The sequence below is a fragment of the Prevotella herbatica genome (assembly GCF_017347605.1).
GTDB classification, from domain to species: Bacteria; Bacteroidota; Bacteroidia; order Bacteroidales; family Bacteroidaceae; genus Prevotella; species Prevotella herbatica.
In genome coordinates this window covers 1,784,660-1,803,915 of sequence record NZ_AP024484.1, presented here as the reverse complement: position 1 = coordinate 1,803,915, position 19,256 = coordinate 1,784,660, and the positions used below count along the sequence as shown (strand labels likewise).

The window sequence follows — 19,256 nt, the reverse complement described above, 5'->3', positions numbered from 1 at the left end:
AATATTCCCGAGTTGGTCTTTTATGATAAAAGGAGATTATTCTACTAACTTGAAGACTTGCAGACAATCACGTCCGTAAGCCACATAGATATAACCATCAGCTAAAGTTACATAGTTGGCAGATTTAACCATCTTTCGTTGAGCAATAACTTTATGAGTTGTCTTGTCAAGGATAATAAGGCCATAAGAACCATAAGCAAGATAGATATATTTGCTATCAAAGGCAACACCGTTACAATAAGCCTTATAAACACCCTTAGAAGTGGTTATTTTTTCTGGTTGGTAGCTCCATGATAACGTACCATTCTCAAACACCTTTAATCCGTCACGACCTGTACATAAGTAAAGTTTGCTGCCATCAGCAAGGACGACATTCTTACCATTATTTGGTTGAATATCTGCAGCATTAGTTATCTCGGTTAAAGGCTTTGCTAATTTATAATCAGAAGTTGCATAAGTCTGAACATTAGCTTTTATAGCTTCATCGGAATTATGTGCCTGTGTTGCAAGATAAGCTGTTACCATTGTGTTACCATTGATATCAATGAACTTAGCCTTGCCAGGAAGTTTAGTCACACTTTCAGGAACAAGCGTGGCAGCATCATATACACGATAACCTGAAGTTGTCATCACCTCAATATGACTTCCGTTTATAGCAACGCTATTACCATCACCGTCAACAGTTGTATCCTTGTCAATTGTTGCATATTTCTTATACCCTTTAAGACAAACTATGTTTAAAGGCTTTTCTGTTCCCTTTTCTGTAACAGAATCCTTAGTATTCATTAATCCATCGCTTGTCAAATCAATATAGGCTATAATACCACCCTTTTTATTTGAGTTGCCGACAGCATAAACACGTCCGTATGTTCCAACGTTGGGATTAATCGCTAACGAGTTATAATCAAGCTCATTATTATGGTCACGAATAAACTGTAATAGCTGTGTCTTGTCGTTGGCAGTCTTCAAAACTTCAAGACATCCACTTTGACCAGTTCCTCTCTGATGATAAGAAACATAAACATTTCCTTTGTATGCCTTAACACATGTGGCAGAAATATCATGAGTATGATCATTGTTTACCTCGGCAATAACATCTATTGTTGGCGCGGTTGGATCAGTCGTAGGTATTGATGGATCAGGATTATAACCAGGGTTGCAATCCGTCTTTGCAATCTTTATGTTTCCTGGGATTTTAGATTCATCCTGAATATTAACAACGGTACCTCCATCAAAAGAGAATTCGTCAAATGCCATCGCAATCTCGTCATTATTATTAACAAGACGAGCAAAAGAAGCACAGTCTACAGCTATTGTAGATCCACTACCTGGAGTCTGAAATAAATACACACGTTGAACGTCTCCGCCTGCATTCCAAATCATCTTTGCGGCCTTTATGACAGCAATTGCTTTGTCGCCTTCTAGAACGAATTTTGCATCATTGCCATTATTAAGGTTAGTATATGTTCCAGCACAGTTAATATAAGCACCATTTTCTAACTGTATTGTACTCGCAGCACACTGATAAAGACTTGCACATTCCACATAATTTGCATAAAGCACAACATTGTTGCTATTAAGTCTTAATTCACCAGGGGTCTTAATAGAGCAATCACTGACAAATTTACAACTGTTTTGCAATGTAATAGCTGGAGCCGTAAACGAGCCTCCAACGTGGATGTTACCATCTAGTTGTAATGCGGCATCAGCAACTGTAACATTTCCAACGACGTTTACACGTTCATTTTGGTTTGATTCCCATCCTTTAGTATTTAGGTAACCACCAACATATACCTTGCCTTCACATTTGAATGTTTGTGTAGGAATATCCAAACTACCGGCATTATAGAGAGTCTCATTACCGCCAATGTAGAATTTACTGGCAGTAGTTGTCAGTGTGCCATAATTATAGATAGTAGTACCTTGATTATTCAACAAGGTTCCTTCACCATGGTTTAGATTTAAAGAACCACCTTTCAAAATATAGATTGTACCAGAGCCCCAAACATTATCAAGTGTCATATCTCCGGAAATGTAATAAGTTCTATTATCAAGCCCAAGCCCCCCATTATATGTTTTGCCAGAAGCTAAATAAACAGAATTACTAGTTGTTGAAACGTTTCCATAACTGACAACCTTTGTAAAATCAGCAGCATCATTTGGAACAGATGGTGCTGATGGCATGTCAGTAATCAAACCAAGAGATAGTGTTGTGTAATCCACAGCACGAGTTCCAGGTGACTTAAAATTAAGCACCAAATCAGATAATGAAGAACCAGACGAAGCATCCACTGACAATCCTGTGACGGATGGATTAAGAATCTCTTCATTTACTGAGTCATCATTAGAACATGAGGTGAAGCCCAATATGGCCACACCTACTAAAAGCAATTTAAAGTTCTGCATTTGTAAAATTATTAGTCTAAGAAATCTATCGTTATTATATACTCCGAAATTTAGTCGTGCTACAATGTTAAGAAAAAAATAGATAAGGTATACTAATTTGCATTACATATTAACACTTGTGAGTCTTATTTTTGCATAGATTAACATTGCAACACGTGAAAATGAATTAAAACAACGGTTGTGTTTGCTTAATAATAACAAAGAATAATAGTAAAGAGATCATATACATGTCTATTATATTTACTATTATACATCAAGCACATACACATTTTAAATATAAATATAATAATATTGAAGACCTTGATTTTATGCACCAATAAAAATAGCGAACATCACTATTTGCGAACTTTAGCATCGAAATAAAATGTCAACAGAATTGTGATATAATAAATCACATGATAATGAAAAAGGAAATCAAAAATTCTATAAAGATACCATTTGATATTTGTTTATGAATCTTTTAAACGAAGTTAAAATATTTTCTTACAATACTTAAATGGTTTCCACACATTGAGATTACGAATTATACGTGTTACAGCATGTTTGTAATCCTGTGGATAGAAAAAAGTAAGAACATAACGGCGATGCCTATAAACAATATTATGTGAATGATAGCAATAACCAGCATAACTATTTAAGTTTCCTGATGATATAGACTCTTTGAAAACATCTGTGGACGCTCTTACATATAAAATCTTTAATTCCAAGACCATATTTATGTCGTTGGTATGATATCCAAATCTTACACAGCAAGTTCCGTCATCACAGCTTTCTTGGCTAAAAAAAGAAGGATATTGGAAACTGCATCCCATATCAGGATCAATATAGGTCTTGAATTCAGCATAATTCATTTCTTCCTTAAATATATCCTTGAAGTTTCTTTCGTCTTTTCTTGGCGTATTTATAGCAAAACAAGCGGTGATGAATATTACAAGAGCAAGAAGTATCTTTTTCATCTTTAGTTATAATATACCAGTTTGAGTATCTTTGTTTTTCATTTTTCTTTGTATGTCTTGAAATCTTTTACCATGACTTAATTTCCATGCAAAGTTTACGGTTAACATATTTCCGTTATCACGGCTATGCATTATCATAGACTTCTTAATGTATTTATCCACAAGTTCTGCATGGTTTATCTTTGGATTATTTTGAAATGGGTGTTGCAAGTATATTGATAAGTCACAGTTACCAATATGATATGAACATACGATATCTGTTGTGCCAGCATCTTTGTTCCATGTTTCGCCTTCCATAAACTTCCAACCGTTATCTGCATTTGCTGTAATTGTGAAAGCCCCCAAATAAAACTGTATGCGCCCTCCCATATTATACGAAGTGAGCACATGCGTGTAGTTCTCTCCATAATTAAAGAAACGATATACCCCAGCGTATGCAGAAAGTGAAATAACATTTTGAATTATGTCATACCTTGTTGAGTTTTGCAAGATAAGCATATTGATAGCATGCTGATTTTTCTGTGTATAAAGAAATTGGTTATCTTCTGTTCTGGTATAATATGCTAAATTTGGATTTGAGTTCAATCTATATTCAATATCTGTTTTGCTGTTAAATCCTTTTGTGCTATATGCCAGTCTTAAGGTATGAGTAGTAACTCTGTTTGGTTCAAGATTTGAATTTCCAACTGTCCATTCTCTACTATTCTCGCGTATTTTAGTATCACTGATCATTGCTATTTTAGATATATGCTCATAAATCTCAAAGCTATAATTCATAACCAAGTTTTTGTTTAGCGAATAACTTATCGTAGCTTTTGGACGCATCAGCCAATAGTTATAGCCGTTTTCCCCTTGATTATATCTTTGATTTGAAATTCCAAACCCTCCCACATATCCCAATTTATTCCAATGTCCTTTCAGTTCTCCGAAAATATATGTTCCATAGTTGTGCATTCTGTTTGTAGTATCTACACTGCCACCATATTTGTTTTTGGTGTATTTTATATTATTGCGTATTCCTGCAGATACCGTGACAGGATTTAATATATTTTCATATATTGCCTCAGACATCATAGACCAAGTATTTCCGTTTGTGGTATATTCATAAGGGCTACCTTCGTCGTTGTAGTTGTACTCATTTGTAGAAATAGCAGTACCAACAAAATTTGCTGTGACGTTTTGATGATTACCAAGCTTATGAAAGAAATAAATATCAAGGGCTGGTGACTTTACGTTTCCATTGTTTCTTGTTTCAGATATATATTCGTTTACGTTGTCAGTTATAAGTCTTTTGTTATAGTCTCCGGGCGTATGCTCAAAATTAGCCGACAATGATGTCTGGAAAACATATGAAGCAGAATCAGCGAGGTTGTATTTTAGTTCAAATGTATGTTCTATATTACGCGAACGTGAATCGATATCATCGCGTGAAATGATGTAGTTTGAACCATCATTAAGCGTATATTGGGCTTTTTCATCATATATGTTTCCTCTAAAATCATTATATGATAAATTATAAGTCAGTCCCAGTTCTGAATTTTTATGGTTAATCTTTGCGTAACCGCTATAGTTACCGCTTCTTGCAGTTAAAGATTGCATCATATCTGTACCAAACGTGTAGCCAGACTCATCACGCCGTGTGACAATGTTGATGACGTAAGCAACTCCTTCCCCATATCTAACTCCTGGTTTATCAATAAAATCTATGCTTATTATATCCACTGGATTAACAGCCAGCATATCTTCTTTTGCCGCAATAACGTTGTTTATGCGTATTTGTACGTCTCCCTGATTGCCTAAGGCTGTTATTGAATGTTTTGTCTCGTCAATTCTTATATATGGAAGTCCTATTTTACCAAGCATGCTGTATCCATTAGTCGCAGCTTTTCGTTGTGATTCTGTTGGTATGATAATCATTCCGTTAGCTTTGTTCACAATTCTGGAAGCGTTAACGGTTACTTCGTTCAGATTGATTTCTTTTGTGTTTTGCGCATTCAGAATATTAAAAGAGAATGCAAACATAATCAAAAAACAAGTTTTTTTCATCTTTGCGTTTTAAATTTTCACACAAAGATATTAAAATGCTAAAAAAAAGAATTGAAAACAACCTGACATCTGTCTGACATTTTATTTTATCTAAATGTCAGAATCATTTAATTACTTGAATCACTGGTAATTAATCGTTAACGCTAAGTATGTAGTCTTTGCCTCTTTCAGATATAATTTTAAGGTTTCCTCTAGTCTGTATTATTGGCTTTATACGCCTCACCAACGTATATAAGGTCTCACTGGCATCTGGTTTCTTTGGCCATAATTCATCACAAATCTGTTTTTTGGAGAGTTTATGATTTGTTGATGAGAAAAACATCATCATTAGTTTTTCCTGCATTGGAGTCATAAAAACAGGCGCCTTACTTAGATCATAAAAAGAATTTTCATCTTCCGAATACACCATATTGCCTAAAACAATTACGCCCTTATACTTTCTTCTGAAATACCATATCGACGATGCCGCCCACAAAATACCGATTATTAGTATTGAAGCAGGTAGCCGCTGGTCAGACAATCCCATAATGTCGGCTGCAGAACAATTGGCATAACTTTGAAATTCAACCGAATACTGTTGTGAGTTCCATTTTATTTTTCTGCTGCAAATTACATTACCCTTGTTGTTACAGGCATAATATAGAAATGAACGATTTCTCAATGCATCTATTTTCAGGTGTTGACGATAATTGATTATCGTATCAGGAGTTATATATCCATTTTCTTTTTGGGATATTGTTTGGCTCAAGGCTTGATTCATGTCTTGGATTATTGAATCCTTGGTTACCTTGTAGTTGTGCATACTAGATAATGCCGCACAAACTACGAATATCATAAATATGATAACAGAATGGAATGGTTTCATCTTGTTGCTTGTTTCACTCATAATTGATATAGACTTATCTGTAGACAGGTATAAGGATGAACGCCCATTGCCTACTTTGTTTTTGCAAAGTTATAATAAAATATTGATCTTTCTAACTAATGTGGCAACATTTATAATTAATTTATCATTACATAAATAGATAAGTAAAAGTATGATTTACATTTTTTTCTAAACAAGATTCTTATAATAAAAAAAATGCAATAGGCGAGTATATATCATATGTATTAATTATTACTAATGCCACTTCAAGTGTATTAGCTTTTAGTATAACGTATGATATAATAAATATTTTGCCTGAGATTTCTCATTGACGATTTGAATTTTGTACATTTAAGCTATCTTCTCTGCGTTTTTCGTGTTTTTTAGCTACGAAGCTACGGCATTTCTCGCAAAGCCTATAAACAGGGGGGCTGGCAAAACGTAGCTAGGTCTATTTAGCTTCGACGAGCTACGTTTCAGCTACGTCATCCATTTCTGCTTATATTATGTACGTGTAGGTACGCGCGCACTTAGGGTTTTGAAAAATATAAGTATCGAAGTGTCAACTTAATGATTATCAATATTTTATCGACGAATTCGACTAAATGAAGTGACGGTGAATTGACAGTAAAATATCGAGTTCCTCATGCGTTTCTATATAGAAACGCAACTAATTCCATATAGAAATGCAAACGTTTCTACGATGTTTTACCTCCTATTGCTTCGCAAAACGCAATGCAATATAACGTCAAACGGATTGCAAAACATCGTAAACGCATCGAAATTCTTCGTAAAGTGTAATTCAATACGATAAAAATTTTCGCCCATATTTTACCGACGGATAACCGTCGCTTTATTCGAACCGAAAAGATGTCTAACAAATTGATGCTCAACGGATAGACACTTCGACACTTGTTTTTACGAATAACTCTGAGTGTGCGCATGCGTGAGCACGTGTATTATGATGTGCAACACTCTTGTAATTATAACTTTGGCTAACAGCTCAAACAAAATCTGATTGCATGGACAAAATTTTTGCAGTATCTTTGCCGAGAATTCAGCGGAATTCAGCAGAACATTTAAACAAGCTTGAAAATTCTGTTTTCGTTTACTGAATCTATTTATACATCCTCAGTTCCTCAGATACAGCTAACGTTTCTTTGACAAATTCACTTATAGAATACATTCCATCCTTAAAACGACATAAGTTGACGTAGCTAGAACGTAGCTCATCGAAGCTAAATGAACTTAGCTACGTTTCGCCAGCCCCCCTGTTTATAGGCTTTGCGAGAAATGCCGTAGCTTCGTAGCTAAAAAACACGAAAAACGCAGAGAAGATAGCTTAAATGTACAAAATTCAAATCGTCAATGAGAAATCTAGGTTCAAACAGTAATTATCATACGTTATACTAAAAGCTAATCATTTTAAGTGGGCACGAGTGATAAATTACACATCTTTTGCAACAGTAAGTCACTTCCAGAAGAAAGATGCAGGTCCATTTTTATTAAGCACAACTCATGTATTACTTAAATAGAACATTTACACAATGTCGTTATATAAAAAACTGATTCTTCAATCTCACGACCAAAGAATCAGGAATGCTAAAAACTAACTTAACATTAAAACCTATCAAATAACTAATTACTTATTACTTAATGTAGCATACAAGCCAATACATGCACCAATAAAACCACCACTCTGATGAGTACTCAAGTTGACTGCGTCAACTCCACTCGCCAATAGTTTCCATGCACCATTACCTGCCGCATAGTAAAAACTATAGTAACGACCATCACCTTCTACTTTAAGACGCAACGGCTGTTGTGATTCGCTATTATCAAGAGTTGCAGAAGCAACTGTGACATTTGTTCTTTCTGACCTTTTCAATGTAACAACAGACTTTCCATCACGCATAGTCTTTCCAAATACAAAATTGTATTCCTCGTTCTGCAACAATACCAATCCAGCAAGCTGATGTTCGTCAGACGGATTGAAGGTAAGTTCTGTCTCTGCTGTGAATGTATTATGCTGTTGACGTACAAAGATTGCGGAAGGAGATTCTGGTTGACTTATGTTAACCGCTTTAGCGTTAATCTCTAATCCACCATCTGTGAACTTATAGAAATCAGAAGGATTTCTTAAGAATATCCAACGATTGTCCAATGTGCCATCTTTGAAGTTATCAGTATATGTAAAATTACCTGTCATATGATTGACATCAGCTACATTATATTTCTTCTGCCAGTCTGTTTTTGATAATACGGTAGGCACAGCTTTACCTTTCTCTAAAATCTCTGGCCATCCGTTCTTCCATGTAACTGGCAATAAATATGTATCACGTCCTGTGTTGTAGAAATCATCTTGGTAAGGGCGACAACCTAAAAACACAGCCCACCAGTCTCCACTCTTACTCTGTACAATGTCAGCATGACCAGTACTTGTAACTATGTCAGGGCGCTTAGGATCTAGACCTGTACGCTGAGTAAGGATTGGATTGTTTGGACATTCTATCCATGGTCCCATAGGATTAGTCGCACGGAATATAACCTCACTATGCCAATCACACGTACCACCCTCAGCACACATCAGATAATAATACTTACCTACACGGAAAAGATGAGGACCTTCTATCCATATAGGATTTTTCTGAACATGAGTTCCTCCACGCACAATCTGAGTATGATTACCAATGATACTATCGCCATTGACATCAAACTTGAATATTCGTATAGCACGTTGTCCTTCATAATCAGCTCCACCGTCAACAGGAGCATTGTGGACGATATATCCCTGCCCGTTTTTATCGAAGAAGAAAGAAGGATCTATTCCGTTAACTTTTGGTAAATAGATAGGCTCACTCCAACCTTTTGAAGGATCTTTTGTTTTTACGAAAAAGTTACCAGCACCAACATTAGTTGTTATCATATAAAAAGTCTTATTCTTCTGATTATATGATATTGCAGGTGCGAATATACCACCACTTATACGCTGATGTGTAAGTGGAAGTTGCGACTTACGATCAAGTACATGTCCTAATGGTTTCCAATTTACCAAGTCCTTACTTGTTGACAAAGGCACACCTGGATAAAACGAAAATGAAGAATTTACAAGATAAAATGTATCACCAACCCTGCATATAGACGGATCAGGATAGAAACCAGCTAGAATTGGATTATAGAATTGCTTACTGTTATCAATACTCTTATTGAATCGAGTATCATTACCTTTATAACTGAAACTCTTAAATGTGGCAGTTTGAGCATTAGAAGACAGACTCAACGCTGCCAGCATTGCAGCTAATATTGTTTTTACTATCATAATTATTTAAACAGATAATTTATTAAATCATGTCTGCAAAGTTATTATTTTTACGATATAATAGCATGAATTTATGTATCATAGACTTTTCTGAATGTATCAAATTCACTAAAAGCATCATGTCATAACAATTTGACATTAAGCAAATAAATATTTATTAATACATTATTGTTAATATTATAGAGTTACTATTAAAAAGCACATCACAAAATATATTTTCAATCATTACGACTGTTGTCACCACTCTCATAGAGTGAACTAACATTTGTAATTAAAAGAAGAATATCACTCTATATAAATAAAAATGACGTCCGATATTTGTCGGACGCCATTTATTATTATAAAGCCTTACAATATTATTTTCCAGCTAATCCATCTGCAAAACCTGCATAAGCCGGTTTGCGTACAAAGTCCTTATTCCAAATACCTATTGGTTCGTTAGGACGCCATCCGCTACCTGCAGGGCTATCAGTCTGAGACCATAACGTAATGCCATAGCGCTGAGCAACAGGGATATTATCAAAGTATGCCTTGATAATGAAGTTGTAATAAGCCTTCTGGGCATTCTGTTCTTCCTCAGTATTCACACTATCAGTAGTAAGTGTTTTATCAGCTGCGTCAGCCAATCCCATATCAAGTTCTGAGATTTTGATGAGTTTGCCAGTTGCAGCAAGCAACTTGAACTGATTAACGACAGCATCTTCATTCTGCTTCTGAGTAGTAGGATTAAGAGAACAAGTAACGTGCATCTGAGTTCCGATACCATCGATCTTTGTAACACCGTCACTCTCCCAGTACTTAATCATATCAATTAATCCCAGACACTTGGCATTGTTTTGGGTTGCTGACTCTAGACCATAATCATTGATAAACAATTTAAGATCTGAAGGTCCATACTTACGAGCAAGCGCAACAACTGTACGTGCATAATCTTTACCAAGATAATCCTGCCAGAAGAAGTTTGTCTTTGCACTACCATCACGTCCTGCAGTTTTAAGTTCTGTAGGAACATGATCACTCATAGGTTCGTTTACTGCATCAAAAGCCTTAACTTTACCGTCACAAGCTGTCATCATACCACCAATCCACTTATCAAGTACTTTATTGAGTGAGTCCTTAGCAGCTTCTTCTCCTCCGGAGTTAGCAGACTCTTCCTTATCACGAATAATTGACAATTGTTTAAGCCATGAAGGGAAGGTCCAATTACTAACATTATCGTCCTCAAAATCGGAATTTAATATAAGATTTTTATCTGTTCCCTTCTCAACAAGTGATATGTCATCTATACAAAAATCACCTTTTAAGAAACCAAATTCAAAATTTAATTTTTCTATAGGCTGTGATGCTTTGAACTCCAAGGACACTTCGTTCCAAGCTTTCGTAAGTTGAAAACCACTAAGATATTGTGTTCCTTTTTCACAACTAGGCCAAAAATAGAGCTGAACAGGATCTCCCGAAGCCCATTCTTCAGCATTAATTTTACCCTTAAGCTTTATAACATAAGTTTTGTCAACAACCAAAGGATTAGAAAGGGCGTATGTTACTGATGCATCCCAAGCATTCTTACCAGAACTTGTAGATGTTACATGCAAGAAATAGTTAGGTGGAGCAAGTAAGCTCTTTAAATAAGTGACATTCTGTTGAGAATGCCAACAAAGTGTGTGACCATAGATTGTCAATCCAGCCTCAGCAGACTTATTTACAAGGTCTTTTACTGTTGAAAAGTTCATTGTTCCATCATCGCCAACAACTGAGGCAAACTTCATGGCATTACCAGGAGTAAACTCATCAAAGTTCTCATTGGTAACAGTCCATGCCCTTTTATGGCCAAGATAGTCGGCTGCACTGACACCAGTACCCAACTTAAAATTAGGATTAGCGTTACGGTCTACATATGTCTTCAGCTTATTATAGCCATTTAGATAGTCATACTGACCTGTTATTCCAGGCTCCTTAGGAGCCTGGCTAAACATATCATTGTCAGTACAACCACATAACAGCACTGCAGCAGCTGCAAATGAAATTATCTTGTTGTATTTCATAATTAAGATTATTTGAAATTAAATGTTTCATACTTACTCTGGCGATCACGCATTATCAAAGACTCCTTTGTTGAGATCTTTTTATAGCGTGCTTCAGTACCATAGTTGTATTTAAATGTAGCATCATAAGTAAGGTCAATAAGGTCACGATCTGTATTATTCCATGCCTTTATTGCACCATGATATGTCCACTTACCAGTACCAGTAACTGCAAAATCAGCATCATTAGAACTCAATGTACAGTTGCCTGCATCATCAAATGTAAGAACCAAGTTACGTATTATCTCAACCTCAACATCTTTTCCATTACTATCCTTTTGAGTCACAGTAGTAGTGATAGGATATGTGCATTGCTTTAAAGATGTTGTAGCAAGATAGCGCAAATCATATTTCTCAACGTATTGAGGTTCACGAGTAACAGTTGTCTTTACACCATTATAGTCAATATTATCAGTACCATGACTCAACCAACAACCAGTGTATGGATTCTTATATTTTACTGCGTAAAGAGTATAATTCTTTGTTGCAAGAATAGAATCACTACCTGCACTCACAATTTTCAAAGGCAAAACATAGTTTAATGCTGTTGACTTAGAATCATTAAAGAAAGCATCTGTAAGATGTACCTTTATGCATCCCATGATTTGTCCCTTGCTAATTGTTAGTTCATTAGAGCTCAACTGATAATACTCTTTTGGTAGAGCCAATATTGAATGACCATCCTCAAAAGTCTTTCCTGTACAAAGAGATTCATCTACAGCTATTGAAACCTTACGATCAACCTTATTTTTCTCAACACCGCCAAGAGTAACGTAAACTTCAAAATCATGGGCATTGTCTAGGTCTGTAGAATATACATCCTCACCTAATGTTATTGTACGCACAGGACTCTGCTTAGCAAAATAAACTGTCTGGTAATCAAAGTCACCGAAATCCTTGTCGCCATTCTCGCATGAAGAAGTCATGAAAGCTGCAGAAACGGCAAGCATAGACAGAATTATATGTTTAATTTTCATATTAAATAGCATTTTTATAATTGTTTATTTTAATTCCCAGCCCTTATTCTGCTGAAGTTGATCATACTTTAGAACTTCGGTATATGGAATCGGACCATAGTTCATGTAATCCTTATAGTCGCGAGTTTCAACATCAACAGGAGAATAAGTGTGTTTTGCGGAATTAATACTCATACCCATTGCTTTTTCTGTAAGAGGAGCATTCCAACGACGTAAATCCCAAAAGCGGAAGCCTTCGAAAGAAAGTTCTATACGACGCTCATTATGAATCAACTGACGCATCTTATCCTTGTCTGTTTTTATTGATTCAAGATAATCATTACCTACACCAGCGCGATTATGAAGAGCAGCAATGATATCATACGCAGAATATCCATGTCCGCCGTTTCCTGTTGGTCCCCAAGCCTCATTTGCAGCCTCTGCATAGTTAAGGAAGATCTCTGTGAAACGTATTCTCGGAGTATAGTGCATCTGCTTTGATGTCGCTGTTGGGTCCAAGTTTACATCCTGGCGCAGCAATTTACGAAGATAGTAACCAGTACGTGTACTGCTACCGCTAAAGTGGTTGATACCATCTTTATTTAGCTTAGTATTATCCTTAGTGTCAGTTGCGTCTGCTGCAGTATTGATTGCTGTGTTATTTACACCAACCTGTCCACCATTAAATACAACATAAGCAGCGAGTCTAGGATCGCGGTTTGCATAAGGAATTGTATCACTGTAAATAGTTGACACAGTGATAGGATATCCGTTCTTATCTGGGAATGCATTTACGAAATTCTGTGTAGGATTTATCAACCCTTTACCATAAAGAGAAGGAGGAAAATTGTTAGTTTCCAAATCATTGTTTGAGCTTTTCTCACCACGCCACAATACTTCTTTTGGACATTCACCATTAGCAAGACCATCAATTTCCTTGTTATTTGAATACCATGTCCATCCATTCTTGTCCATACCACTTACACCACCGATACGGTCTAACACCTGTGCGGAATAGTTTGCAGCATCTTCCCATTTAGCACCTGAAGCCTGAAATGCAGGACTCGCTGCAAGAAGGGCTGCCTTTGAACGGAATGCCTCAACAATAGCTCCATTCATTCTGCCATTAAATATAGAACCAAATACGCGGTTGTACTGACCTGTTGATGCACCCTTATACTTTGTTGGTATCTGAGCATCAGAAGAAATGTCTGCGTAATTTGTAGGAAGTAATTCTAAAGCCTTCTGACAATCGTCATAAATAGCTTTCATACATTCAGCGAATGTATTACGAGGAATATTAAATTCTGAATTTACATCCTCAGAAGCAGTTACGATTGGCACACCGAGCAAGTTACCCTGTTCGTCATATCCACCATGAGCCTGAAGCAAATAATACATGAACATAGCACGCATACCATAAGCCTCACCCATTTCTCTGTCCTTGAACATTCCAGCAGCAACCTCGTCGTTAGCCCAATGCACTTTGTCTGCCTTACTCAAGAAAAGGTTGACATAAGTTATACCAGCACGACAATCACGCCAACGTTCTGTAGGATTGCTATCAGAAGTCCAACTGCCTGAAGCTATCTTTCGATAGTTATTTGCAGGATCATTGCTTACGGCATCGTCTGTACCCACTTCACTGAAAGGGAAAGAACCGCAAGGAATACGTGTATAGGCATTACCGAGTACACCCTCAGCATATCCAGCATTATTATACATATAATCCAAACCAAGATTATTCTCAATAGCCGGTTCAAAGAGGTCATCACACGAGGTGAAAGCCAAAGCTGCAACCGTTAGAGTCAATATATTTAAAATCTTTTTCATGATTTTCAAGTCTTTAGAAATTAACCTTTAAGCCAAGATTGTAACTGCGACATTGTGGTGCAGAACCAACATTTGTCTCCATGTACTTACGTTCTTTAGCAATAGTGAGTAAGTCGCTACCATATACATATACGGAGAGACTATGAACAAATGAACCTTTGAAGAGACTAGATGGTAAATCATAAGTAATCTGAACCTTATTTAAACGAACAGCATCTGTCTTGTATGTCCAGAAATCTGAAGTTACGAAGTTTAGATCGCCACCTTGTGTTGTCAGACGAGGATATGTCGCTGTAGCAGCAGTTGCAGGAGTCCAGCGACCAAGTGCAACATCAGAGTACTTACTAGCACCATATACCCATTCATAAGAGTTATCCTTAACTCCAGATCCACCAAAGTTTCCAGTAACACCCATGAAAAGTGTGAATCTCTTGTAATTAGCTGTAAAGTTGAAACCAAGGTTGAAATCCGGTGTCCAATGACCAAGTATTACCTGATCTTTACCGTCGATAACACCATCACCATTCTGGTCTTTGTATTTCAAGTCACCAGGTTGTGCGTTGTTATTGATTACGGCAATGCCAGGTGCATAACCTGTGATTTTTCCAGCAGCGTCTCTCACTACATCTTTTTCTGTCATGAAGCCCAAACACTGATATCCACGAAGTGCATCTATGCGAGCACCTTCATTCTTCAACCAATCATAAGCAACATTCTCACTGTATTTAGTATTCTTGCAAGAATATACCATACCTGTAACACCAGCTTGCAAGTCTAATTCGCCAAATTTCTTATGAGCATTCACAGTAAAGTCTAAACCTGTACGGCTTTGATTGTTGTAGTTAATATAAGCCAAGAAAGAAGATACAGGCCAAGATGTTTTGAAATAGCTAGGGAATGTAGCCTCTGGGCTTATAATTAAGCCATTTGTTTTTATATCAAAGAAGTTGGCATTCAATGTAATAAGTCCATTCCACAAATTTGCGTCAAGACCTGCACGAAACTCCTTGCGTTTGATAAAAGTAAGATTTTTGTTGATACCTTGTTGAGAGTCTGATGTCTGCAATGAATTTGCACTCTCGCTCCATCCCCACCATGTACCGGTAGCTGTGAACTTGTTATCATACATATAATATTTTTCAATATCCAAGTCCTCATTTATAAGACCATAAGAAGCATTCAACTTCAAATCTGTCAACCATGTCTTTGTTCCTTGCATAAACTTTTCATTAGACAAACGCCAAGCCAATGACATTACAGGCGATACGGCATCTCTATGTCCAGGAGCAAGTTTAGCAGAATGAATAGCAGCCATTGACAAATCGGCATAATAAGTCTTGTTATAATTATAATTAAGATCAAGACCTAGATTCACATTACTTATGCGATGGTATTCACCTGAAAGACTCCGTTGATATCCATTGCCTAACAATGTGGCATTAACATTATGCTTACCGAATGAACGAGCATAATCAAACTGTCCCTGAACAAGAATTGTCTGCTTATAGACTGTGCCATCAGCTGTTGGAGAACCACTTCGCTTATCAGTACCATACTTAGTTAGGTCGTTGATGCTATTAAATCTGTTCTGATCCCATTTAACTTCATAAGTTGAATAATCATTAGACAATGTAGTATTATAAGATGTTGCATAATCAACAGCAAACTTAGTTTTGAAAGTAAGTCCTTGAAGAACTTGATTCAAATTAAAGTTAACACCCATATCAAACTGCATCTGACGACTGGTAGACTTAGTCCAACCAGCAACATACATAGCGGCAAATGGATTAGTCTGCATAGACTGTGTACCACCTAAAAGATACTTACCATCAACAATGTAGTTTGAATTGGCAATCATCTTCTGCAAAGTAGCGTTATCGCCAGAGACAAAATCAATAGGAATCAACGGTATCAATGGGTTCTGACTTGTTGGAGTAACCTTTGCTGATTGAGCCCAATAGTCTGAGCGGTCACTGCGAGCGTCGTAAAATGTAGCATTTGCATTGATATAACCTGTTATCCAATCATTCAAACGAAGGTCAATGTTACCACGGATATTTAATCGCGTAGTACCGTTTTTCTTTCCCTCACCAAAATTTAACAAATCATTAGTATGCATCAAACCGATGTTAGCATAGAAATGAGCGTATTTACCACCACCAGAAATTTCAGCAGTACCATCATAACGCTGATAAGTTTTTGACAGATAATCCTTAGAGAAGAAGTTAAGGCTTGGGTAACGATAAGGATTGTCACCAAGTGAATAGCTATATATATCATCTTTGCTATATACCGTGGGCTTTCCATCATTAGTAAGGGCCTCATTATAAAGGCTCATAAAATCAGAAGAACCTAGATACTTAGGGTAACTCTTAGGAACGTAAAGAGAAGCATTACCACGAACACTAATCTTAAGACCATCATTATGTCCACGCTTAGTGGTGATAAGGATTGCACCCTTAGCAGCACGGCTACCATATAGAACAACGGCGCTTGCAGACTTTAAGAAAGTTATTTGTTCTATTTCTGTAGGTAACACATTGTTAGCATCACGAGGTACACCGTCGACGATTACCAAAGCATCCCCCATATTCCATAGCTGAAGCTGACCATTGAAACCACCCACGTAAGAGTCCATGTGATCCAGACTGTATGTAGTATAATTTTTATGAGTGAGCTCAACCATGTTGACAGATGAGACACCACCCATCAAGTCGCTTTTGTCAACAGTGCGAAAAGCGACGTTCACCTTATTAGCGAGCGAGTCGTTATAATCCGCATCGTCTTGTGCCCATGCTGCCATTGGCAACAGTGCCATTCCAAGTGCGACTGTCTTATATATATGTTTCATAACTCTTATATTCAATATGTAAGTTTTTAAAAATCTAATTACCATCCAGGATTCTGGTCGAATCCAACATAAAGTTGAGTATCAGCTTTCTTCAATGGCAACCAATAATGCTTTGCAGAGAAGTCACGCTTCAATATCTGTACTTCTTTGAATCCGCTGACAGCATCCTGTGTAGGATCTGTAGGGTTTATAGCACCAACACGCAAGAATTCCTGTGAAGTCTTTACATTATAAGGATACTTGTCTAGAAGCAACCAACGACGAAGGTCATTGAAGCGATGTCCCTCGAAAGCTAGCTCAACAGCACGTTCACGACGAATCTCATCCATAAATTTATGTGGGTCAGAAACAAACTTAGAGTTAACATCGGCAACTCCTGCACGTTCACGAATCTTATTAACAGCCTGTAAAGCGGTCATCGTAGTAGTTGCACTACCCTGGGCATTACCAGTAGCTGCAACAACAGACTCAGCATACATGAGATAAACATCAGAAAGACGCATCCATGGAAGATGAATATTAATTTGTGGAGACCAACCATAACCATCATCCCACTTATTGCACGCATTGGTGATAAACTTATAGTTGAAATAGCCAGTGCGACTTCCACGAGTTTCGCTACGGAACAAACCACCAGTCTGCAAGTCTGCATAACGCCATTTGGTATTATCATCGTCGCCTGTTGTTTCCTTCTTTACTAAACGACATCCATCGTAACGAATATCATTATAGAAACGTGGATCACGTCCCTTCCAAGGATGATTTGGGTCAAATCCTGAATCAGGATCTTTAAGAGGTAAACCGTTAGCCATACCATAATAGTTTACGTAGTTAGCTGTAGGTAAGAAGATTACACCACCATCATTGATATCGCTACCGCCATAAGCTTTTGCTTGTCCCCAAGCAGAAGTACCCCAACCACTACCATAAACAGGACCACGGAAGATTGCTTCAGTAATAGAGTTATCTTTAGTCTGACCTGGCATCTTTCCATTTTCTCCTGACGTAACAAAGTTTTCTGAATACTGAGCCCATGGAAGCAAACCAAACGGAGTATCATTATTATCTATGGTCTGGAACAATTCACCGAACGCATTAGCAGCTTTAGCTGCATAGTCAGCATCATAATCATAAGTACCAGCACTGGTTCCTTTTGCCATTAATGGACTTGCAGCCCATAAATAGTTCTTTCCCAGATAACCTAATGCTGCAATCTTTGTAACACGTAACTGGTTCTTTCCCTTTGTTTGAGCTCCGATAGTTGTCTTATCCCAGTCAACAGGAAGAAGATCAGCCGCTTTACGGAAATCTTCAGCTGCCAAATCTGCACATTCTTTATATGTCATACGTGGCAATGTCAAAGGCTGGTCTGAAGGCAAAACTTCTTTTATATAAGGTAGACCACCAAAATACTGCATCAACTCAAAGTGGAACCATCCGCGGAAGAAATAGAGTTGACCTGCAATAAGATTCTTTTCTTCATCTGTTCCAGAGAACTTATCAAGATTAGCAAGTCCCATATTTGCCTTACGGATACCATACCAGCAACCAGGATAAAGGCTATGACCGAAACGGTCTGAACCAGGATTAAAATCGCTGGCTTTCTGACGGTCCATCCAACCTGATGACCAACCATCAAATTCTCTCTGCCATCCCCAGAAATCACCCTGGTCCACTTTATATACAAAGTGGAAGTTTGTACCTACATTCAGTATTTCATCCTCACCCCAATTCCAAGAGTTAGTCCAATATCCACCATTAAAGTCAGGAATACAATTGTAGAGTTCCTCAGTGAATCCTTGGAAATTGTGGAAATCCTTAAAGGCATCTGTACTCGAGATGTCTGAATCTGGCGACTTGTCCAGATAGTCAGTACACGAAACAAATCCCATAGAAAGGGTCAATGTACTAAAAAGTATAATTTTATTAAAGAATTTCATTGT

10 protein-coding genes are annotated in these 19,256 nt (G+C 37.1%); all 10 read right to left on the bottom strand.

Annotation, left to right across the window (positions count from 1 at the left end):
• Positions 1-36: 36 nt before the first annotated feature.
• The 10 genes from prwr041_RS06690 to prwr041_RS06645 all read right to left on the bottom strand — a co-directional run bounded on the left by prwr041_RS06690 (position 37) and on the right by prwr041_RS06645 (position 19,253).
• Entirely contained in the window at positions 37-2,406 is a 2,370-nt protein-coding gene (locus prwr041_RS06690; RefSeq protein WP_207153065.1) for a hypothetical protein, read from the bottom strand.
• A 470-nt stretch (positions 2,407-2,876) separates the two neighbouring features.
• Complete coding sequence (locus prwr041_RS06685) at positions 2,877-3,362, bottom strand: hypothetical protein (protein ID WP_207153064.1); 486 nt, start codon at positions 3,360-3,362, stop codon at positions 2,877-2,879.
• 6 nt (positions 3,363-3,368) lie between these two features.
• On the bottom strand, positions 3,369-5,408 hold the full coding sequence (locus prwr041_RS06680) for a TonB-dependent receptor (RefSeq protein WP_207153063.1): 2,040 nt from the start codon (positions 5,406-5,408) through the stop codon (positions 3,369-3,371).
• 130 nt (positions 5,409-5,538) lie between these two features.
• Positions 5,539-6,294, bottom strand: a complete 756-nt coding sequence (locus tag prwr041_RS06675; protein ID WP_237072166.1) for a response regulator transcription factor — start codon at positions 6,292-6,294, stop codon at positions 5,539-5,541.
• A gap of 1,621 nt (positions 6,295-7,915) precedes the next feature.
• Positions 7,916-9,592, bottom strand: a complete 1,677-nt coding sequence (locus prwr041_RS06670; protein WP_207153062.1) for a glycoside hydrolase family 43 protein — start codon at positions 9,590-9,592, stop codon at positions 7,916-7,918.
• Between the two features lie 356 nt (positions 9,593-9,948).
• A complete protein-coding gene (locus tag prwr041_RS06665) occupies positions 9,949-11,634 on the bottom strand; it encodes an endo-1,4-beta-xylanase (protein ID WP_207153061.1) in 1,686 nt (561 codons plus the stop codon).
• An 8-nt stretch (positions 11,635-11,642) separates the two neighbouring features.
• A complete protein-coding gene (locus prwr041_RS06660) occupies positions 11,643-12,650 on the bottom strand; it encodes a DUF5627 domain-containing protein (RefSeq protein WP_237072165.1) in 1,008 nt (335 codons plus the stop codon).
• A gap of 24 nt (positions 12,651-12,674) precedes the next feature.
• Positions 12,675-14,462, bottom strand: coding sequence for a RagB/SusD family nutrient uptake outer membrane protein (locus tag prwr041_RS06655; protein WP_207153060.1), 1,788 nt, complete (start codon positions 14,460-14,462; stop codon positions 12,675-12,677).
• 13 nt (positions 14,463-14,475) lie between these two features.
• Positions 14,476-17,313, bottom strand: coding sequence for a SusC/RagA family TonB-linked outer membrane protein (locus prwr041_RS06650; RefSeq protein WP_207153059.1), 2,838 nt, complete (start codon positions 17,311-17,313; stop codon positions 14,476-14,478).
• Positions 17,314-17,351: 38 nt separating this feature from the next.
• Complete coding sequence (locus prwr041_RS06645) at positions 17,352-19,253, bottom strand: RagB/SusD family nutrient uptake outer membrane protein (RefSeq protein WP_207153058.1); 1,902 nt, start codon at positions 19,251-19,253, stop codon at positions 17,352-17,354.
• Positions 19,254-19,256: the final 3 nt, after the last annotated feature.